The sequence below is a fragment of the Sphingorhabdus pulchriflava genome (assembly GCF_003367235.1).
Classification (GTDB): domain Bacteria; phylum Pseudomonadota; class Alphaproteobacteria; order Sphingomonadales; family Sphingomonadaceae; genus Sphingorhabdus_B; species Sphingorhabdus_B pulchriflava.
On the sequence record NZ_QRGP01000003.1, the window covers coordinates 169,554 to 189,591 of the forward strand.

The following is a 20,038-nucleotide window of genomic DNA, read 5'->3' on the forward strand; positions in this document are numbered from 1 at the left end:
GGCCGGTATCGGCGATGACGAACACTCAAATATCAAAAGGGCAGCCTGGCTTGGTTCAGGCTGCCCTTTTTGGTCTTTGCCCGAAATGCGGCGCCAAGACGCTTTTTGCCGGTCCCGCTCGGTTTTCCGAACGCTGTGGCAATTGTGGATTGGAATATTCGACGTTCAATGTAGGCGATGGCCCGGCGGCCCTGTTGACCATGGCGATTGGCGCATTGATTATTGTTTTGGCGATCAGCCTTGAACTTGGTGCACATCCGCCCTTCTGGGTTCATGCCCTGATATGGGTGCCGTTGACGGTTCTGCTTGTCGTTGCGTCATTGCGCTTTGCCAAAGGGGCCTTACTGGTTGCCGAGCATCGCAACCGTGCGGTCGAAGGACGTCTGGCAGAGAGCGACGATACCGAATGAAAATGCGACTGCCCTTTATCCCGACCGTCATCGTAGCGCTTGCTGTCGCTGCGATGGTCGCACTTGGGGTTTGGCAGTTGCAACGCAAGGCGGAGAAAGAAGCTCTGATAGCGATCTATTCGGCGAATATCGGCAAGCCTGCCATAGCCTTTCCCGAACTGCCACCGGTACGCGACGCGGAAATGTTCCGGAAATCTTCGGTGAATTGCCTGGAAGTCATTGGCTGGCAAAGCGGTTCGGGTCGCGACACCCAAGGAAAGCCGGGCATCCAGTTCATCGCCGAGTGCAAGACAGGTGCGGAAGGTCCTGGCGCGCTGGTTGCGTTCGGAATTACCGATCGTCCGGATTTCAAGCCATCATGGAAGGGCGGGGTTATTCAGGGAACCATCGTTCTCGAACCCAATCGATACAGCTTTCTGGAGCGGATGATCGGTGTAATCCCGACTCCGTTGCCGATGCTGATAGCTGACTCCGCCCCAGAAGGCATGCGACCGGTGGCTCAACCTGATCCAAAGGATGTGACCAACAACCATCTGTCCTATGCAGTGCAATGGTTCTTCTTCGCGGCTGCGGCGCTGGTGATTTACCTTCTGGCGCTGCGTCGCCGTCAATCTGGCCGTTGAGCGTCCCGACCGATTTGGTTTTCTGGCTAGTTGCCGGGCTGGCCATCCTGCTTGTTGGATTGGCCAAGGGTGGCTTTGCCGGACTGGGCGCGGCCTCAATGCCTCTGATCGCCCTGGTGATGGATCCGGTGCAGGGTGCCGCGATGCTGCTTCCGATATTGATGGTGCAGGATGTCGTTAGCGTATGGTCCTTCCGCAAGGAATATGACCGCGCTTTGCTATGTCAGATGCTGCCCGGCGCGGCTGTCGGCATTTTTCTCGGCTGGTTGTTTGCGAACTCGGTTTCGACCGAGGGCGTGAAGGGATTGGTCGGTCTGATCGCGCTCGCTTTCGGGTTTTACCGTCTGGCGGAAAACCGGTTGGGCACGGCGGGCTGGGCCATCGCCATGCCGGGATGGGTCGGCACTTTCTGGGGTGCCGTAGCCGGTTTCACCAGTCATGTCGCGCATGCGGGCGGGCCACCTTTCCAGATCTGGGCACTGTCGCGAAACCTGCCGCATACGATTTTCATCGGCACCTCGGCGATTTTCTTTGCTGCGATCAACTATATGAAAGTTCCCGCCTATCTTGCGCTCGGGCAATTCACCGCAGAGACATTGTGGCTGACGGTTCTGTTCATGCCACTGGCAATCATCAGCACGATTGCAGGCGTGATTCTGGTGCGCCGGATTTCGCCGGCGCGATTCCATCTCGCGATCAACCTGCTGATGATCATTGTGGGTGCGGAACTGATCCGCGAAGCCATCTGGTAGGGCGAACCCCGCGCCTTATTTCGGCGCGAGCACCATAAGCATCTGGCGGCCTTCCATGCGCGGATAGGCCTCAACCTTGGCGGTTTCAGTCATATCCTCGGCGACGCGCTGCAGCAGCGCCATGCCAAGTTGCTGGTGCGAAAGCTCGCGACCGCGGAAGCGCAGCGTCACCTTCACCTTGTCACCTTCGCCGATAAATTCGACGATCTTTTTCATCTTCGTCATATAGTCATGATCGTCGATGTTTGGACGCATCTTGATCTCTTTGATCTCCTGCGTCTTCTGGCTCTTTCGGGCAAGGTTGGCCTTTTTCTGGGCCTCATATTTATATTTGCCGACGTCGAGGAATTTGCAAACCGGCGGGTCAGCATTGGGGGAGACTTCGACAAGGTCAAGGCCGACTTCGGCGGCCTGTGCAATTGCTTCGCGGGTGTACATCACACCCAGATTTTCGCCCTCTTCATCGATGACGCGAACTTTTTCGCTCTGGATGAACTCATTATAGCGCGGTCCACTTTTGACCGGAGGCGTGTTCATACGCCGTGAGACTGGGGCAGCGATAGCAATTACTCCTGAAATTGATGTTGGCTCGCCCTTACAGACAAATGCGTTACAAATAAAGGGCTGGCCGCATCACCTGTTGCTTTTGTGCACAGGCGTTGCAGCGATGCAACGAGGGGGCAGTTCTGGCCAGATTTCAAGCCGCTACTGGCGGCTCCGCATGTTCCGACATTGATGCCAATGCTTCATCCGGCACAGCGAGCATCATTTTATAGCGATCGTCAGGATAAGCCATATGCGGCTTGGCCGGGTTATAGTCGGGTTGCTTCACAATTCCACCCTCGCCATCATATCCATCGGGGTTTGCAAAAGCTTTGGCTTCCTCCACACCGATGCCAATCTTGGCCAACACCGAAGGATCAATCCAGCGGTCAGCCGTCACTGGCATTCCGGGACAAGCCACCTCAAGCGTCAATTGTTCCGGGCCGGCAAAATAGATTGATTTGCACATGCCATGGTTGAGCGGCCCGATCACATTCACGCCCTTGGTCCGGATCCGGTCGCGCATGGCAACCAGCTGGTCCTCATCCTTCACATAAAATGCGAGATGCTGCATCGTACCGGGCGCGCTGTTACCGGCGCCAGTGCCTGCGTGGGTCAGGCCGAGAGTAATCGGGGTCTCTGCGGTTTCGGGCAGCTGGACCAGAGAGAAATAACAGCCGCCGTCAAGCTTCAGAAAGGCGTGGATTCCGCCCGGTACGCCATGCATGTCGAATATCGCTACCAAGGGCGTGCCCAGCACATCGGAGAAGAACTCGATCTGCATCTTCATGTCGCCGGTCATGATTGCGATGTGGTGGATGCCTGTTGGCTGGACCATAAGACTTGCCTTTCCTCTTCCTGCAGGCAATCTGCCACGGAAGAGGAGCAAAGCAATGGAAATCGTGCGCACCCCCTATGCGGTGGTCTATCAGGAAGAGTCTGCCTTCAAGGATGTCTATGGTGGCGCAGGGGGAACGGTCTTTGTCGAGTGCATGGCGATTACGCCGAAAGACAGCCCGTCGAAGCGCGCGATTGTGTTCACTCATCCGATAGGCGGTGGTTCGTTCCTGCCACTGGTGACGGCGCTCGCGCATGGCGGGCACCATGTGCTCTATGTAAACCCGCGTTACCGCGGGAATGATACCGCCCTCATCATGGAAAAATGCGTCAGCGATCTCGCCGCTGCACTGCGGCATGCGCGCGACAGGCTGGGCTATGAGCAGTTCATCCTGGGCGGCTGGTCAGGCGGCGGTTCGTTGTCGCTATTCTTTCAGGACCAGGCCGAGAACCCGAGCATCACGCACACTCCTGCGGGCGACGCCTATGACCTGACGGCGATTGAGATGCCCAAGGTAGACGGTATCATGCTGCTAGCGGCGCACATCAGCCGGGCGATGACACTGACCGAGTGGATTGACCCTTCGATCCTTGATGAGAGCAAGCCTTTCGAACGCGATCCTGAACTCAACATCTATGATCCAGCGAATCCCAACAAGGCACCCTATGACGAGGCGTTTGTCGCCCGTTTCCGCACTGCCCAGATCGCACGCAATCGCCGGATAACGGCTTGGGTGAAAGAGGAGCTGGCCGCAATACGTGCCAGCGACACGCCCAATGCCGAGCGTGCTTTTGTCGTCCACGGTACGATGGCGGACGTCCGCTGGACCGATCCTTCACAGGATCCTTCCGACCGGCAGCCCTATGAATGCTATCTCGGCGTGCCCAAGGTGGCGAATGACGGGCCGGTGGGCCTCGCCCGTTTCTCCACCCTGCGCAGTTGGCTGTCGCAGTGGAGCTATGACGATACCAATGCCACCGGTCTGGGCAATGCCGCGCGTATCAGCTGCCCGGTGCTGGTGATCAACAACACCGCCGATCTCGCCTGCACGCCCAGCCATGCGCAGCGGCTGTTCGAAGCGGTCGGGCATGCGGACAAGGAATATGCCGATGTCGCGGGGGCGGACCATTATTATATCGAGAGGCCAGAGCTGCTGCCCAAGGCGGTCGAGATTTGCAGCGACTGGATTTCGCGCAAGTTCGGCTAGTTTAGCAAGCGCACCACGGCAGCAACCCCGGCAACGCCCAATATGATCCCGACCAGCGTCCGCCAGACGGGTTCGCTGACTTTGCCGAACGCCAGTTCGCCCAGCCGCGTTCCGATATAGAGCGCAGGATAAAACAGCACCGACAGCCATAGTAGGTGCAGGTTTGCGACGCCCAGCGCGAATGAAGCGATGCTGCCTGCAATGGCGGTCGCGAAAAACACCATCAGCATCGACGCGCGCGCGACATCGGGGGGGAGTTTGCGCCGCAGATAGAACGGTACCACGGGCGGTCCGGGCATTGAGGCAAATCCGGTGAGCAGGCCGGCAGCGATGCCGGTCGCCAGTGTTTCCTTGCGTCCCGGTATCGCGCCCTCCTTGGCGGGTACGAACATCAGCCCGAAAGCTGCGAGCGCGAGTAGGGCGATGGCTAGGCGTGCGACATCGGGGGCGGTTACCGACAGCAGCCAGACACCAAAAGGGGTGGCTAAGACCGCCGCAACCGAGATGGGAATGGCGGTTGCCCGCTCGCCATCGGCCAAAATCCGCTTTAGCCCAATGGGCCCTGCGAGCAGTTGCAGCAGGATCGAAATCACCACCGCCTCGGCAGGCTCGACGATCAGTCCGAGCAGCGGGACAAGAATGATCGCCAGCCCAAAGCCGGTGAGGCCACGGACGACGGATGCGCCAAAAACCAGCGCCAGTGCAATGGAAAGGGTCGCCGGACTGAGCCCGCCGAGCAGAGCCTCGAGTGTCATGGCTTCAACGTAACCAGCCAGACATCGGGGTGCGCGCCATAGCGCAGCGGCAGAACCGAGGTGCCCAATCCAGCCCCAACAAAGACCGGCTGCCCCTTGTCATTGATCGCACCACAGCCAAATCGATCACGATAGCGTGAGACATAGGTGACCGGGCCATAGAGTGGGAGCACGATCTGCCCGCAATGGGTGTGACCGGCAAAGACCGCGGCGACCGGGGATGGCACGTCCGGCACTATGTCGGGGCTGTGGGTGACCAGAACACGCGGCTTGGTCGGCAGCGCATCCATCGCGGCAAAGGTCGCGGGAACATCATCATGCCCGGAAAAATCATCGTCCACCCCGCCGATGACCAGAGGGCCGCGTTCGATGGCTTCATTCTTCAACACCCTGATGCCGCCTTTGCGCAGCCCGGCTTCGATGGCCTTTGGATCGAACCAATGGTCATGGTTGCCCAGCGCCACGACCGTTCCCAACCGCGCCTTGAAGCCGTGCAAGGGGGCGGTCACCTGATCGGGGGTGTAGATGCGGGTCGACAGCCGCTTTTCGCTGATCAGATCGCCCGCAATCAACACGAGGTCGGGCTTTAGCCGGTTGAGCTTGGCCACGATCCGCGCCAGCCGTTCGGGCGGCATGTCCGGCCCGGCGACATGGGTGTCGGAAAGCAGCAGGACCTTCAGCGGCGGCGCACCGTCGGGCCAATTTTTGACCGTTAGCGTCGCGCGGTGGACAATCGGGTCGCGCGTGGCGTTCCAATAGCCCTTGCCGAGCAAAGCAAGTACCAGCAAAAGCAGCGCTAATACCCAGCGCAGCCAGTGGCGTTTGGTTCGCGCTGTTGTACTACTCAAGCGCGAAGATCCGGTGGGGTTGCCTCTGCCACCAGCATCGCGATCGCCTCGTCGACCGACATGATCCGCTGGCCTTCGCTGCCCAAAGTGCGGATCGCGACTTTGCCTTCTTCGGCCTCGCGGTTGCCCACCACCAGCAGGTGCGGGACTTTCGCCAATGAATGTTCGCGCACTTTGTAGTTGATCTTTTCGTTGCGCAGGTCGGTCTCGACGCGAATGCCCGCTGCAGCAAGTTTTGCCGCAACCGCATTGGCGTAGCCGTCGGCATCGGAAACAATCGTTGCCACCACCGCTTGCACCGGTGCCAGCCAGACCGGGAAGCGACCGGCATAATGCTCGATCAAGATGCCGATGAAGCGTTCATAGCTGCCGAAGATCGCGCGGTGCAGCATGACAGGGCGATGCTTGCCGCCATCCTCGCCGACATAGCTGGCGTCGAGGCGTTCGGGCAATACGCGGTCGGACTGGATTGTGCCGACCTGCCAGGTGCGGCCGATCGCATCGGTCAAATGCCATTCGAGCTTGGGCGCATAGAAGGCACCTTCGCCAGGCAGTTCTTCCCAGCCATATTCTTCAGTGGCGAGGCCAGCCTTGACCACGGCATCGCGCAGTTCATTCTCGGCCTTGTCCCAATCGGCATCGCTGCCGAAACGCTTTTCGGGGCGCAGCGCGAGCTTGATTGAATAGGTAAAGCCAAAATCCTTGTAGATACGGTCGGCAAGCGCACAGAAATCCTGCACTTCCTGCACGATCTGATCTTCACGGCAGAAGATATGGGCGTCATCCTGCGTGAATTGCCGCACGCGCATCAGGCCGTGCAGCGCGCCATGCGGCTCGTTGCGGTGGCAGCAGCCATTTTCGTAGATGCGCAAAGGCAGGTCGCGATAGGATTTGATCCCCTGACGGAAGATCAGGACATGCGCCGGGCAGTTCATCGGCTTCAGCGCCATCCAGTCGGCTTCGCCCGAAATGACGGGGCCTTCGTCCTCGGTGTTAGGGACTTCGTCGGGGATAACGAACATATTCTCGCGATATTTGCCCCAATGGCCCGATTGTTCCCACTGGCGGGCGTCCATCACCTGGGGTGTTTTGACCTCTTTGTAGCCAGCCTCGTCAATCGCGCGGCGCATATAGGCTTCGAGCGCACGCCAGATGGTGAAGCCGTGCGGGTGCCAGAAGACCGAGCCATGCGCCTCCTGCTGCAAATGGAACAGGTCCATTTCCTGCCCCAATTTGCGGTGGTCGCGCTTGGCTGCTTCTTCAAGGCGCAGCAGATGCGCGTCGAGTTGCTTCTTGTTGAGCCAGCCTGTGCCGTAGATGCGCGTCAGCTGCGCATTATTCTGGTCGCCGCGCCAATAGGCCCCGGCCACGCGCATCAGCTTGAATGCCTGCGGATCAAGCTTGCCGGTCGAGGCCAGATGGGGCCCACGGCACATGTCCATCCAGTCGTCACCCGACCAATAGACCGAAAGCTCCTCGCCCTCGGGAAGTTCGGCAGCCCATTCGGCCTTGAAGCTTTCACCGGCATCAGCCCAAGTCTTGATCAGGTCATTGCGGGCCACAACCTCGCGGCGCAACGGCTTGTCGGCGCGGATGATCTCGCGCATCGCTTCCTCAATCGCGGGCAGGTCGTCCTCGGTGAAGGGGCCACGGTTGGCGGGGGCCATCACGTCATAATAGAAACCGTCGTCGGTCGCGGGGCCAAAGGTGATCTGCGTGCCGGGATGTAGTTTCTGCACCGCCTCCGCCAGCACATGGGCAAAGTCGTGGCGGGCGAGTTCGAGCGCATCGGCCTCATCCTTCGCGGTGATCAGCGCAAGGTTGGTGTCGGCCTCCAGCGGGCGCATGATGTCGCGCACTTCGCCATCGACCCGTGCGGCGAGTGCAGCCTTGGCAAGCCCGGGGCCGATCGCGGCGGCAATGTCAGCGGGGGTAGTCCCGCGTGCGACTTCACGGGCAGAGCCATCGGGAAGGGTGACGCGGATCATATCGGACATTGGAAACACAAGCTTTCTGGATGGATTGGAGACGCCCCTTTGCCAGTCCGGGCGCGTGGCCGCAACCCGCAATACATCTGCCAAAAGCGACAAAAGCGACGCATTAGGCGGGAATAAACAGGGGCGAGTTCTGGGTAATCGAAAACCCCCGGCAGCCTGGGCGATATAGCAGAAGCGGCGTTTGCGGAGAAAAAACTTGACACAACTAACCTATATGGTTATATTTCCACCATGTCAACCACGCCTTCCTTCACCCCCGTCCCGCGCCAGCGCAGTCGCCATGATGGCTGGAATGCGGAGAAGCAATATGCCTTTATCGAGGCCCTCGCTGCGTGTGGAATCGTCCGTGCTGCGGCTGAAAAGGTCGGGATGCATGCGGCCAGCGCCTATCGGCTGCGCGATGCTGACGGGGCCGAATCCTTTGCTGCGGCTTGGGACGCGGCGCTGAAGACCGGGATGGCGCAACTGGTCGATGTCGCCATGGAACGCGCGATCAACGGTGTTGCCGTGCCGCACTTTTACAAGGGGCGGCAGGTGGGCGAAACGCGCTGGTTCGACAACCGCCTGCTGATGTTCATGCTGCGCCACACCAGCCCGCAAATGTTTGGCCGCTTTGCCGCCGAGGTCGACATTGCCGAACGCGCCGACCGCGAACAGGCAGAGGCCGAAGCGCGGCGGCTGGCACAATTGGAACGGGCTGAAGCCTTGCTTGCCGCGACCGAGGCGGAGCTGTGCGAGATCGAAGCCGATGGCTCGACCGAGCAAGGGCTCGAGTCACGCCATCTGCAGCATCAAATCATCCAGCGGCGTGACCGCCTGATCTCGATAGTTGCCCAATTGCGCATAGTCGACACCGCACGCGCCGCCGAAGCGAGCATTGACCAGCTGGTCGCCGCGGGGCGTTATTCGGCGCGACATGGCGCGATTTTCAAACGCCAGCTGCATGTCGGCGGGCCGTAGCCACGCATAGTTTCGGCGCTCGTATGACAAGCATGCAAGTCATACTGTCAAGATACCTTGACATGCCTTCAGCTGAGAAGTAAAGGGTACTTGTCTTTTTTGGAGGTGCCACATCATGTCTGGTAGGAAAATGCCGTTGTACATGCGCCGCTACACCATGCGCGTGCTGCTATTCATGGGGTCTTATGTTGCCATATTGACCGGCAGCCTGATGTTTGCCCGGGGTGGCGGTCATGCACAGGCGACCTTGATTGGTCTCGCAGTGATCACCGCATTTCCGATAATCGGTGTTTTTTGGTCTATTTTCCGTCTGCTCGTCGAAACCGACGATGAATATCAGCGGCTGTTATTTGCAAAGCAGGCGTTGCTGGCGACGGCCTTCACATTGACATTGGTGACTGTGTGGCAATTTCTGCAAGTCTATGATGTGGTTGAAACCGGCCCGCAATGGATGGCGGTCATCTGGTTTGCAATGCTGGGTCTTGCCGGGCCTTTTGTCCGGTGGCGGGCATGAAAAACCGCCTCAAGGTGCTGCGTGCCGAGCGGGACTGGAACCAGCAGGATCTGGCCGATGCTCTGGGCGTTTCGCGCCAGTCGGTGAATGCGATCGAAACGGGGAAATATGATCCTTCGCTGCCGCTGGCCTTTCGTATCGCCGATCTATTTGGTCTGAAAATCGAAGAGATTTTCCTGCGCCAATGATCGACGACTTGGATCAAAAAACCGTTTGTCGAGCGTAGCTTGACAAGCCTCTATGCAATCGCGCACCTACCATGTGCACCACAGGGGAAAGGAAGTGCGCGTTATGACCGACAATGAGGGGAAAGCGCCAAGTGCCGTCACTTTCCATGGCAGCTGGACCGATTTTGCAAAAATTGCGCTGCCCAATGTGTTGCTGACGCTGGTGACATTGGGTGTCTATCGCTTTTGGGCGACGACGCGGGAGCGGCATTATCTTTGGGCACAGACCCGTTTCATCGACGAACCGCTTGAATGGACCGGGCGCGGGATGGAATTGTTCATCGGTTTCATCATGGTCTTCTTCCTTCTCGGCCTGCCGCTGATTGTCATGCAACTGGTGATCAACGGGCTGGTCTTCCAGGGACAACCCATCGCGGCGGGTGTGATTATCTTTCTGAGTTTTCTGGCGATATTCTATCTGACCGGGCTCGCTTACTTTCGTGCGCTGCGATATCGCCTCAGCCGAACCTATTGGCGCGGCATAAGGGGGGGCAGCGACGATCAGGGCTTTACTTATGGCTGGTCGTACATCTGGAAAAATGTCGCAGCGGCGATCCCGCTCTATCTGCTTTATCCCTGGGCGAGCATGTCGCTGTGGAACGAGCGTTGGAGCAAGATGAGCTTTGGCCCTTACCGGTTTGAATCGAATGCCGACTGGAAGGCGCTGATGAAGCGCTATCTGCTGTTCTACCTCGTTCCGTTCCTGGTTTTCGTGGGCGCGGTTGCCCTGGGTATTACAGCGGCCTCTTCGGGCGGCGGGGGTGATCCCTTTAACAGCGCTGGCGGAATTGCTGCCGTTGGTGCAATAATTATCGGCATACTCGGCCTGTACATCATCATGCCGATTGCCGCCTTACTCTATTATTCCAAATTCATGCGCGTCGCGATCAGCGCGCTGCGGCTGGGCGATCTGGAATTTTCCTTCACTGCGCGATCGCCCGACTGGATCCTGTTCTGGCTCGCCAATCTGGCGATTCTGATGATGGCCTATGCTGCGGCTATTATTCCGTTCAGCCTGTTCGTGGCGGTCGACCCCACACAATTTGCAGCGAAAATTGAAAGCGGGGAATCGATCTTCTCGGTCGGTTTGGTGCTGTCGGTATTGCTTGCGATCATCCCGCTGACTTTCGCCACATCGCTGATCCGCTATCGCAGTTGGAAATTTTTTGTGGTGCATATGGAGGCCTTTGGCGAGGTCAATCTCGACCGGATGACGCAATCCGAAACGCAGACGGCCAGCCATGGCGAAGGCTTGCTCGATGCCTTTGATGTGGGTGCGATCTGATGTCGACCTTCTTCGATGCCTGGCATTTTGACGGGCAGAGCGCCGTCCGCCGCAAGGTTGAGGTGCAGGTTATCGGCAACCAGTTCTATCTGCTCGAACTGGAACGGCGGCACGGCCCGTACCGGTTCGGTGACTTGCATTTCTTGGGCAAAAAGACCGATGGGACGGTGTACGGGCTGGAGGGCAAGGACGGCTGGCGCCTCGGCATGACGGGGACCGTGCCCGCCGAGCTGTCCGCAATGCTGCCTGCACACCGCGTCTATGGCGGTTGGATCGACCGGTTGGGGCTGGGCAAGGCAAGTCTCGTTTTTGCCGGGATCAGCGCGGCGATAGTGGCGGTTGTGCTGCTTAGCCCGCAATGGCTGGCCCCATTGATACCGTCGAGTGTCGAACGCGAATTGGGGGATGCTCTGGTCGGCGATTTTGGCGGACGCTTTTGTGATACCCCCAAGGGTAAGGCGGCTCTCGCCAAGCTGACCCGATCGCTCGATGATAATCCGCAAGACTTGCAGGTCGAAGTCGCGAATATCGACATGCTCAACGCGGTCGCTTTGCCCGGGGGCAAGGTGCTGCTGTTCCTGGGCCTGCTCAGCCAGGCGAAGTCGCCTGACGAAGTGGCCGGGGTATTGGCGCACGAAATCGGCCATGTCCGCGAACGCCATGTCATGCAGGGGCTGCTGCGGCAGATGGGTCTGGCAGTGGTGCTGGGCGGGTTTGACGGCAGCGGGGGCAGCACGATCAACAGCCTTTTGTCGACCACTTACACCCGTGATTCCGAACGCGAGGCTGACGACCATTCGTTGAAGGCTTTGAAGCAGGCGAATATCTCCCCCGTAGGGGCAGCTGATTTTTTCAACCGTTTGGCGTCGATGGACGGAAGTCGTGATCTCAAAGACCGGCAGGCGCGCACGATGGCCAGTTACACGTCAAGCCACCCCTTGTCTGACGAGCGACGCAAGCTGTTTGAGAACGCCGTGGTCAAAGGCAGCGCCTATAAACCGGCGCTTACTGCAGATGAATGGCAGGAACTGAAAACAATGTGCGCGCAGGACAAGGATGTGAAATCCGGCTGGGGCTTTGACATCGAATAGGGGCAACGGCTAAACGGATGAAAATCCATTATCCGGAGTAGACCATGTTCCGCCGCCTCTTCATTGATCACCCGCGCACCGTCGACGAGACCTATTTCGAGCATTTCGGTGTGGCGTCGAAGTTCGGCGTCACCATGATCTGGGGTGGGCTGTGCGCATTGGTGCATGCAGTGGTTCCCGGCTGGTGCGTGACCACCGGTAGCCGCACGATCGAACGGCTGAATCATATCATGGTGATCCAGCGCCGCGCCAAGGGGCAGGACGTCAGCCAGATGCTGACCGTCGACTGGGTCATTTAGGCGACTCAAATTTGAGTCAGGTAATTTCCCACAATATGTTCATTCGGCCTGACGGGCTGAAGCTTGCCTATCGCAAGGCGGAGGGCGCTGGCCCGACTTTCGTCTTCCTTCCCGGCTATATGTCGGACATGGCGGGAGGCAAGGCGACTGCGGTTTTCGATTGGGCTGTTGCCAATGGCAAGTCCTGCCTGTTGCTCGACTATGCCGGATGCGGGGAGAGCGAGGGCGACTTTGCGCAGCAGACGTTGACCGGCTGGCGCGACGATGTGCTGGCGATGATAGACGCGCTGGTCGAAGGGCCGGTTGTGCTGATCGGATCATCCATGGGTGGCTGGTTGATGCTGCTGGTCGGTGAGGTACTGGGCACGCGCCTGGCCGGGTTGATCGGGATCGCGCCAGCACCCGATTTCACTCGCTGGGGTTTCACCGATGCGCAGCGCGAAAACATCCTGACCAAGGGCGTGCATTTCGAGCACAACCCTTATGGGCCGGAACCGACGCCGACCTACAAGGGTCTATATGAGTCAGGCGAGGCCAACCTGATGCTCGACCGCGAAATCGCGATCGACTGTCCGGTGCGGTTGCTCCACGGACAAGCCGATGCCGATGTGCCGTGGAAGATTTCCCCGAAACTAGCATCGGCGCTGCGATCGAACGATGTCCGGGTGACGCTGATCAAGGATGGCGACCACCGCCTGTCGCGCGAAGCCGATATTGCGCTGTTGCTGGCGACTGTGGCGGAGATGGCTGGCGGTTAGATCGCGTCGTCCCGAAGGGTTGCGATTTTCTATTTCACGCAAAGACGCAAAGATTTTTAAGACGGTCGTGCGCCATTTCTACGCCAAGCGCGCAGCGCGCGAATTGCGAAAATCTCGCTGCGCGAGTGAGTGGGTTTACCAAAGGCATACCTCTTAAAAATCTTTACGTCTTCGCGTGAAATAAATCGCGCTGCGCTTACAAAGTAGGATGCCAATGCAGTTGACCACTCAATAACCTGCAGCCTGCCCATCCTTTCTGAACTCGCTCGCGCCCCAATAGGCCCCGGTCACCGGATCGCGCCAGATTGCCTGATAGCCGCCATAGGGGCCGACCGAATATTTCACCTTGTGCCCACGCTTTGTCAGTTCGTCGGCAATCGCTTGTGGCACACCGGTTTCAATTTCGACTACGCCGCCCTCGGTCATCGCTTTGCCACCTTCGGGGTCGGTCGAGCCATCATGGTGGAACCGCGCGACATCGCCTGCGGCCTGCACGGTCATGCCGAAATCGACCATGTTGACCACGATCTGCGCATGCCCCTGCGGCTGCATCGCGCCGCCCATGACGCCGAATGAGAGCAAGGGCTTACCGTCCTTGGTCATGAAGGCGGGGATGATGGTGTGGAAGGGTCGCTTGCCCGGCGCATAGGCGTTGGCATGCTTGGGATCGAGGCTGAACTGCGCGCCGCGATCCTGGAACATGAAGCCCAAAGTGCGTCCATTGCCATCGTCGGGCACCAGCCCCGAACCCATACCGCGATAGTTGGATTGGATGAGACTGACCATCATCCCGTCCTTGTCGGCGACGGTCATGTAGATGGTGTCGTTACCACCATCGACGGGCAGTGCAGGATCGGCCAATGCTGCCTTGCCCATGTCGATATCCGCGCGCTGCTTTGCCGCACGTTCCTTTGACAGCAATTCCTTCAACGGGATTTTGGCAAAAGCCGGGTCGGCATAATATTTAGCACGATCGGCAAAGGCGCGTTTCTTCGCCTCGATAAAGACATGCCAGAAATCGGCGCTGCCGCGCCCCATCGCCTTCAGATCATAGCCTTCGAGGATGTTGAGGATTTGCAGCGCCGCAATGCCCTGCCCATTGGGCGGGATTTCCCAGACGTCGTACCCGCGATAATTGGTCGAGACCGGTTCAACCCACTCGCCTTTGTGCGCGGCGAAATCCTCATAGCGGTGCGGCGCGCCGATGCGTTTGAAATAGCGGTCCATCGATTGCGCGAGCGAGCCTTTGTAGAATGCGTCGCGCCCGCCTTCGGCAATCTCGATCAGCGTCAGCGCAAGGTCGGGATTTTTGAAGATTTCGCCCTCTGCCGGGGCCTTGCCGCCGGGCATATAGGCGCGACGCATATTGTCGATTTCCTCGATCACGCCCTCCTTGTGCAGCGCGTCGAAACCGGCAGTGTTGCCTTTCCAATATTGCGCAATCAGCTCGCTGACGGGAAAGCCTTGCTGCGCATAGCGGATAGAGGGCGCGAGCACCTGCCGCATCGGCAGCTTGCCGAATTTGCCGTGCATTTCGAACCAGCCATCGACCGTGCCGGGGATGGTGACCGAGGCGGAACCCCAATCGGCTATCGTGCCGTCGGAATCGCGCACCGAGCGCGGCATCTTCCTGGTCCGTTCCTGCAACTGCTTCAGGCTCTGCCCCATAGGTGCTCGCCCGCTGGCGTTGAGGCCGTGCAGCTTTTGCGTTTTCGGATCCCAGATGATCGCGAACAAATCGCCGCCAATGCCATTGCCCGTCGGCTCCATCAGCCCAAGCGTGGCATTGGCCGCAATCGCCGCGTCGACCGCACTGCCGCCCGCTTTCAATATATCGAGCGCCACCTGTGTCGCCAGCGGCTGGCTGGTCGCGGCCATCCCGTTTTGCGCAATGACCGACGATCGACTGGCACCGGGGATGCCCGAATAGCGATCACCCTGATCCTTGGGTGCGGTTTGCGCCGACAGCGATGTTGCCGCCAGCAACACGGTCAGGAATGTGAGCGTTTTGCGCATAATAGTTTCTCCTCGCTTTGGCGTATCGCCTTGGCGCTGCGCTCGCAAGGAGAGGTTGTGCTATTTGTTTCACACGAAGGCGCAAAGATGATTAAGGTAAAAAGCGCGCAGCGCAATCAATCCGAACCTGGCCGGCAATTCAGGCAATGGGTCTTGTGAAGGGCTGACGCCCGTATTTTCTTTTTTCCCTTCGTGTCTTCGTGTGAAACGAAAGTCCGGCCCTATCTGCGAAAAGCGAGCAGGCGAGTAGACGCAACCTCAATCCAGATAATATTCGACCGTCGTTACCACGCGCACCTTTTTGTAGGGCGTGTCTGCTGCACCCCACCCGCCTTCGTTGTCACCATCGCGCGCGGTGACTTCGAAATAGCCTTGCGTCGCAGATTTGATGCTGCCGACATCGGTGCCGCTGTCCTTGGCGAATTGTTCGGCGGACTTGCGGGCATCCTTGGTCGCCTGCGCAATCATCTCGGGCTTGATGCTGTTGAGCTTGGTATAGGTGAAGGCCATGCCCGATCCTTCATCCAGCTCGACGCCCTGTTTGACGAGGTCGAACTGGCGCTTGATCGCGGCCTGCGCCTTTTTGATGTCGGTCGTGCGCAGCGACATGCGTTGCTTGACGGTGTAGGTCGTGATGCCTTCATTGCTAAATTGCGAGACATTGGCCCCGGTCGGCTGCACCGCATCACCATCGAAACCGAGTGAGCCAAAGAAGGTGCGAATAGCCTTGGTATCGGCATCCGCCTTCGCCTGCGCGCTTTGCAGGTCGCTGCCTTTGGCGGAATAGGCGATCGTCCAGGTCGCGAGGTCTGCCGTCACTTCGCGTTCCGCCAGCCCGCGGACGGTCACCGCGCGGTCAGCCTGTTTCATACGGACAAGCCCGTCGCCCATCAGATAGCCGCCCGCGATCAGGCCTGCAGCCAATAGGCCCGTACCAGCAAGCCAAGATTTCCCCTGATTGGCAGTGAGTCGGCCAAGCCAGCCTTTGTCCTGCATTTCGTCAGCCATATTCCCTCCAAAAATAGGGACAGTCCCTATTTAATTGCTGACCGTGGCACCTGTACGCCCCTTGCGTCGTCCTGCCTTCCGGTCCATGTTTGCGCCGACCCGGCACGCTTTACCGGATATTGTAACTGCGGTGAACCGTGCATGAACATCGATGAGTTGAGTGATGACCGTTAAATATCTCCACAGCATGATCCGCGTGACCGACCCGCAAGCGACGGTTGCCTTTTTTGAACTGATCGGCCTGCAAGAAGTGCGGCGTTTCGACAGCGAAGCTGGCCGCTTCACGCTGATCTTCCTTGCTGCACCGGGTCAGGAAGGACTGGCCGAGGTAGAGTTGACCTACAATTGGCCGCCAGAAGAGGGCGAGGCCGAGGTCTATACGGGTGGCCGTAATTTCGGCCATCTGGCTTACCGCGTCGACGATATTTACGCGACCTGCCAGGCGCTGATGGATGCCGGCCACATCATCCACCGCCCTCCGCGCGACGGCCATATGGCCTTTGTAAAGTCGCCCGATGGAATTTCGGTCGAACTGCTGCAGGAAGGGCATTTGCCGCCGCAGGAACCCTGGGCGAGCATGCCCAATGTGGGGAGCTGGTAAGATGGCATTGGAAATCATCCGCATCCCTGTCCTGTCCGACAATTATGTCTGGCTGGTGCATGAGCCCGAAAGCGGTGAAACGATGGCGGTCGATCCCGCTGTGGCGGAGCCAGTGCTGGCAGAAGCCAAGGCGCGCGGCTGGACGCTCACGCAGATCTGGAACACCCATTGGCACCCCGATCACACCGGCGGCAATGCGGCAATCAAGGAGGCGACCGGCTGTGTGATTACTGGGCCAGAGGCGGAAAGTGCACGCATTCCGACGCTCGACCGCAAGGTGAAAGAGGGCGATATTGTGAAGCTCGGTGCTGTTGCAGCACGGGTCCTCGATGTTCCCGCGCATACCGCTGGTCACATCGCATTCCACTTTGCGGACGACCAAGCCGCCTTTGTCGGGGACACGCTTTTCGCGATGGGCTGCGGGCGGCTGTTTGAGGGGACAGCGGAGCAGATGTTCACGAATATGCGCAAGCTCGAGGTACTGGGCGACGACACACGCATTTATTGCGCGCACGAATATACCCAGTCGAACGGCCGCTTTGCCTTGACCGTCGAGCCGGACAATGCGGCGCTTATCGCCCGCATGGATCAGGTGAATGCGATGCGCGAACGGGACGAACCCACTGTACCGACCACCATCGCCCTCGAACGTGCGACCAATCCGTTCATGCGGGCCGGGTCGGTCGAGGAACTGGCAGCACGCCGTGCCGCGAAGGATGCGGCTTAAGAGGTACCCAAGCGGCGCGCTGCAAACAGCATCAGCAATGTACTCACACCTTCGATGATCATCGCCTGATTGTTCGCCGCCGAAGCTGGATCGCCAAGGCCAAGGCCGATCAGGCGGCCGGCCAAAGCAGTGCCGAACAGCGCGGCGGGCACATAGAGTAACTTTGCCTTTTCGGGCTTGGCTGCGCCCCACAAGGCGCAGAATGCCGATACAAGGAAGAAGGCCCCGAAATCGCTGCGGACGCTGTTGATTGACGAGCCCGGCGCTTCGATTCCGAACTGTGAAGTAAAGACTTTGGGATCGATAATCCCCCGCACCGCGAGCAAGCCGAAACCCAGGCCCCAAAGGCCGACCAATATGCGCAATACCAAATTCATGAATATTCCCCTCTCGTCGGCAGGCATATCGGGCAATTTCGCGACTGGCAACTGGACAGCGCGGCGCTTCGCCCCTAACGGCTGGCCATGACTATCCAGCCTTCGGATTCCATCCTTATCGTCGATTTCGGGTCGCAGGTGACCCAGCTCATTGCCCGCCGCGTGCGCGAGGCAGGGGTGTATAGCGAAATCGCCCCGTACAACGCCGCCGAGGCCGCGTTTGAGCGGATGAAGCCCAAGGGTATCATCTTGTCGGGATCGCCCGCATCAGTGCCCGAAGATGGCAGCCCGCGTGCGCCGCAATGTCTTTTTGATTCAGGTCTTCCGATCCTCGGCATCTGCTACGGCCAGCAGGTGATGAGCCATCAATTGGGCGGCGAAGTGCGCCCCGGGCATGAGACGGGGGAAGGCGGCGAATTCGGCCGTGCTTTCCTGACCGTGACCGAAGAATGCATTTTGTTCGATGGGCTGTGGCAGGTGGGTGAGCGGCATCAGGTATGGATGAGCCATGGCGACAAGGTGACGCGCTTTGCCCCCGGCTTCCGCATTGTCGCGACCTCGGACGGCGCACCCTTTGCACTGATCGCCGATGACGAGCGCCGCTATTATGGCACGCAATTCCACCCCGAAGTCGCGCACACCCCCGACGGGGCAAAGCTCATTGCCAATTTCGTGCACAAGGTCTGCGGGCTTTCGGGCGACTGGACGATGGCCGAATTCCGCGCGACCAAGATTGCCGAAATCCGTGAGCAGGTCGGAACAGGCCGCGTGATTTGCGGGCTTTCGGGCGGAGTTGACAGTTCGGTCGCGGCGATCCTGATTCACGAGGCGATTGGCGACCAGTTGACCTGCGTCTTCGTCGATCATGGCCTGCTGCGCCTCAACGAACGTGAACAGGTCGAAAGCCTGTTCCGTGACCATTATAATATCCCGCTCGTCGTCGTCGATGCCGAGGAACGCTTCATGGCGGGGCTGGCCGGCGTCACCGATCCGGAGAAGAAGCGCAAGTTTATCGGTGCCGAATTCATCAACGTGTTTGAGGAAGAGGCGAAGAAGATTGGCGGCGCGGATTTCCTCGCACAAGGCACGCTCTATCCCGATGTGATCGAATCGGTGTCCTTCACAGGCGGGCCTTCGGTGACGATCAAGAGCCACCACAATGTAGGCGGCCTGCCCGAGCGTATGAACATGAAACTGGTCGAGCCATTGCGCGAGCTATTCAAGGATGAAGTGCGCGCGCTGGGCCGCGAGCTTGGCCTCAACGATCAGTTTGTTGGCCGCCACCCCTTCCCCGGCCCCGGCCTCGCTATCCGCATTCCCGGCGAAGTGACCAAGGAACGATGCGACATCCTGCGCAAAGCCGACGCGGTCTATCTGGAGGAAATCCGCAATGCCGGATTGTACGACGCGATCTGGCAGGCCTTCGCCGTGCTCCTCCCGGTTCGCACCGTTGGTGTGATGGGCGATGGCCGCACCTATGACAGCGTTTGCGCGCTCCGCGCCGTGACCAGCGTCGACGGCATGACCGCCGACATCTACCCCTTCGACGCCGCCTTTTTGAGCCGCGTGGCAACGCGGATCATCAACGAGGTGAAAGGCATCAACCGCGTGGTTTATGACTATACATCAAAGCCGCCGGGGACGATTGAGTGGGAATAGAAGTTTAGCCAGTTAAAGCGACAAACTTCCCAGCTTCACGATCTTTCCTGACTTTTAGTCCGTCAAACACCTGCCCGCTCATCGCGATCCAGACACCCGGTGCTGCGACCTGCGCGGTGGCGAAGGCCATGCCGAGGTTAAAGTTCGCGTCCGTCTCGGCAAAGCGCGCGGGGCTTAGGGCGCCAGTCAGCACGATGGTTTTGCCGGGCACTTCGGCTGCGAGCACCTTCGCCGTCTCGGTCATCGTATCGGTGCCGTGCGTCACGACGATGCGGGTTTCGGGCGCTTCGCGCGCAGCACTGGCGATGAGGGCGCGGTCGGCGTCGGTCAGTTCGAGGCTGTCTTTGCGCATCAGTTCGACCAGCCGGTAAGGCATGGCAACGCGCGCCTCCTTGAGCAACGCGGGAATGCCGCTGTCGACGATCTGATATTCGGAGAGCGCGTCGAAATAATTTTTATCGATCGTGCCGCCGGTAGTGAGGATGAGGATGCCTTGCTCTGCCATGCGCGGCCAATAGCCGAAGCGGGGCGGCGGTGAAAGGC

Annotated in this window: 23 protein-coding genes; 14 read left to right on the top strand and 9 right to left on the bottom strand. The window is 59.3% G+C overall.

The genetic code is table 11. The features are described 5' to 3' along the window. The first annotated feature begins 14 nt into the window (after nt 1–14). Genes DXH95_RS14900 through DXH95_RS14910 form a run of 3 tightly spaced genes read left to right on the top strand, consistent with a single transcriptional unit; the run spans nt 15 to nt 1,785 of the window. Complete coding sequence (locus DXH95_RS14900; protein ID WP_115550352.1) at nt 15–410, top strand: DUF983 domain-containing protein; 396 nt, start codon at nt 15–17, stop codon at nt 408–410. Continuing rightward, entirely contained in the window at nt 407–1,033 is a 627-nt protein-coding gene (locus tag DXH95_RS14905; protein WP_115550353.1) for an SURF1 family protein, read from the top strand. Before DXH95_RS14900 ends, DXH95_RS14905 begins: the two co-directional genes overlap by 4 nt. Next, nucleotides 1,030–1,785: a sulfite exporter TauE/SafE family protein gene (locus DXH95_RS14910; RefSeq protein ID WP_239016686.1), complete on the top strand. Its 756-nt coding sequence runs from the start codon at nt 1,030–1,032 to the stop codon at nt 1,783–1,785. Before DXH95_RS14905 ends, DXH95_RS14910 begins: the two co-directional genes overlap by 4 nt. A gap of 15 nt (nt 1,786–1,800) precedes the next feature. Here DXH95_RS14910 and infC read toward each other — a convergent pair whose 3' ends face one another. Beyond that, a complete protein-coding gene (gene infC / locus DXH95_RS14915; RefSeq protein ID WP_115550355.1) occupies nt 1,801–2,322 on the bottom strand; it encodes a translation initiation factor IF-3 in 522 nt (173 codons plus the stop codon). A gap of 160 nt (nt 2,323–2,482) precedes the next feature. Continuing rightward, nucleotides 2,483–3,166, bottom strand: a complete 684-nt coding sequence (locus DXH95_RS14920) for a VOC family protein (RefSeq protein ID WP_115550356.1) — start codon at nt 3,164–3,166, stop codon at nt 2,483–2,485. A 55-nt stretch (nt 3,167–3,221) separates the two neighbouring features. Between DXH95_RS14920 and DXH95_RS14925 the strand changes: the two genes are divergently transcribed. After that, nucleotides 3,222–4,373: an alpha/beta hydrolase family protein gene (locus DXH95_RS14925; RefSeq protein ID WP_115550357.1), complete on the top strand. Its 1,152-nt coding sequence runs from the start codon at nt 3,222–3,224 to the stop codon at nt 4,371–4,373. Here DXH95_RS14925 and DXH95_RS14930 read toward each other — a convergent pair. Genes DXH95_RS14930 through thrS form a run of 3 tightly spaced genes read right to left on the bottom strand, consistent with a single transcriptional unit; the run spans nt 4,370 to nt 7,973 of the window. Continuing rightward, nucleotides 4,370–5,128, bottom strand: coding sequence for a sulfite exporter TauE/SafE family protein (locus tag DXH95_RS14930; protein ID WP_115550358.1), 759 nt, complete (start codon nt 5,126–5,128; stop codon nt 4,370–4,372). The genes DXH95_RS14925 and DXH95_RS14930 overlap by 4 nt on opposite strands. Beyond that, nucleotides 5,125–5,976 carry a metallophosphoesterase gene (locus DXH95_RS14935; protein ID WP_239016687.1) on the bottom strand — a complete coding sequence of 284 codons (852 nt, stop codon included), beginning with the start codon at nt 5,974–5,976 and terminating at the stop codon, nt 5,125–5,127. Before DXH95_RS14935 ends, DXH95_RS14930 begins: the two co-directional genes overlap by 4 nt. After that, nucleotides 5,973–7,973, bottom strand: a complete 2,001-nt coding sequence (gene thrS / locus DXH95_RS14940; RefSeq protein ID WP_181883708.1) for a threonine--tRNA ligase — start codon at nt 7,971–7,973, stop codon at nt 5,973–5,975. Before thrS ends, DXH95_RS14935 begins: the two co-directional genes overlap by 4 nt. A gap of 231 nt (nt 7,974–8,204) precedes the next feature. On the opposite strand from thrS, the gene DXH95_RS14945 reads away from it, so the two are divergent. The 7 genes from DXH95_RS14945 to DXH95_RS14975 all read left to right on the top strand — a co-directional run bounded on the left by DXH95_RS14945 (nt 8,205) and on the right by DXH95_RS14975 (nt 13,107). After that, nucleotides 8,205–8,933 carry a hypothetical protein gene (locus DXH95_RS14945; RefSeq protein WP_115550359.1) on the top strand — a complete coding sequence of 243 codons (729 nt, stop codon included), beginning with the start codon at nt 8,205–8,207 and terminating at the stop codon, nt 8,931–8,933. A 115-nt stretch (nt 8,934–9,048) separates the two neighbouring features. Then, a complete protein-coding gene (locus tag DXH95_RS14950) occupies nt 9,049–9,447 on the top strand; it encodes a hypothetical protein (RefSeq protein WP_147291759.1) in 399 nt (132 codons plus the stop codon). Continuing rightward, on the top strand, nt 9,444–9,635 hold the full coding sequence (locus tag DXH95_RS14955; protein WP_115550361.1) for a helix-turn-helix transcriptional regulator: 192 nt from the start codon (nt 9,444–9,446) through the stop codon (nt 9,633–9,635). The genes DXH95_RS14950 and DXH95_RS14955 overlap by 4 nt, the downstream gene beginning before the upstream one ends. Nucleotides 9,636–9,738: 103 nt before the next feature. Further along, complete coding sequence (locus DXH95_RS14960; RefSeq protein WP_181883709.1) at nt 9,739–10,959, top strand: YjgN family protein; 1,221 nt, start codon at nt 9,739–9,741, stop codon at nt 10,957–10,959. After that, a complete protein-coding gene (locus tag DXH95_RS14965; RefSeq protein ID WP_115550363.1) occupies nt 10,959–12,050 on the top strand; it encodes a M48 family metallopeptidase in 1,092 nt (363 codons plus the stop codon). The genes DXH95_RS14960 and DXH95_RS14965 overlap by 1 nt, the downstream gene beginning before the upstream one ends. Before the next feature lie 44 nt (nt 12,051–12,094). Continuing rightward, complete coding sequence (locus DXH95_RS14970; RefSeq protein WP_115550364.1) at nt 12,095–12,349, top strand: DUF6356 family protein; 255 nt, start codon at nt 12,095–12,097, stop codon at nt 12,347–12,349. Nucleotides 12,350–12,384: 35 nt separating this feature from the next. Beyond that, entirely contained in the window at nt 12,385–13,107 is a 723-nt protein-coding gene (locus tag DXH95_RS14975) for an alpha/beta hydrolase (protein WP_115550365.1), read from the top strand. A gap of 228 nt (nt 13,108–13,335) precedes the next feature. On the opposite strand, the gene ggt is transcribed toward DXH95_RS14975, so the two are convergent. Together ggt and DXH95_RS14985 are read right to left on the bottom strand one after the other, a co-directional pair. Further along, nucleotides 13,336–15,123 carry a gamma-glutamyltransferase gene (gene ggt, locus DXH95_RS14980; protein WP_115550366.1) on the bottom strand — a complete coding sequence of 596 codons (1,788 nt, stop codon included), beginning with the start codon at nt 15,121–15,123 and terminating at the stop codon, nt 13,336–13,338. 258 nt (nt 15,124–15,381) lie between these two features. After that, nucleotides 15,382–16,131 carry an SIMPL domain-containing protein gene (locus DXH95_RS14985; protein WP_115550367.1) on the bottom strand — a complete coding sequence of 250 codons (750 nt, stop codon included), beginning with the start codon at nt 16,129–16,131 and terminating at the stop codon, nt 15,382–15,384. Nucleotides 16,132–16,294: 163 nt separating this feature from the next. On the opposite strand from DXH95_RS14985, the gene DXH95_RS14990 reads away from it, so the two are divergent. Further along, nucleotides 16,295–16,732, top strand: a complete 438-nt coding sequence (locus DXH95_RS14990) for a VOC family protein (protein ID WP_115550368.1) — start codon at nt 16,295–16,297, stop codon at nt 16,730–16,732. 1 nt (nt 16,733) lies between these two features. Then, complete coding sequence (gene gloB / locus DXH95_RS14995; RefSeq protein ID WP_115550369.1) at nt 16,734–17,459, top strand: hydroxyacylglutathione hydrolase; 726 nt, start codon at nt 16,734–16,736, stop codon at nt 17,457–17,459. On the opposite strand, the gene DXH95_RS15000 is transcribed toward gloB, so the two are convergent. Beyond that, nucleotides 17,456–17,836 (bottom strand): DUF4345 family protein, encoded by a 381-nt coding sequence (locus DXH95_RS15000; RefSeq protein WP_181883711.1) that lies wholly within the window; start codon nt 17,834–17,836, stop codon nt 17,456–17,458. The two genes, gloB and DXH95_RS15000, sit on opposite strands and share 4 nt — an antisense overlap. 87 nt (nt 17,837–17,923) lie before the next feature. Between DXH95_RS15000 and guaA the strand changes: the two genes are divergently transcribed. Next, nucleotides 17,924–19,495, top strand: coding sequence for a glutamine-hydrolyzing GMP synthase (gene guaA, locus DXH95_RS15005; protein ID WP_115550371.1), 1,572 nt, complete (start codon nt 17,924–17,926; stop codon nt 19,493–19,495). 4 nt (nt 19,496–19,499) lie between these two features. Here guaA and DXH95_RS15010 read toward each other — a convergent pair whose 3' ends face one another. Then, complete coding sequence (locus tag DXH95_RS15010) at nt 19,500–20,000, bottom strand: asparaginase domain-containing protein (RefSeq protein WP_115550372.1); 501 nt, start codon at nt 19,998–20,000, stop codon at nt 19,500–19,502. Nucleotides 20,001–20,038: the final 38 nt, after the last annotated feature.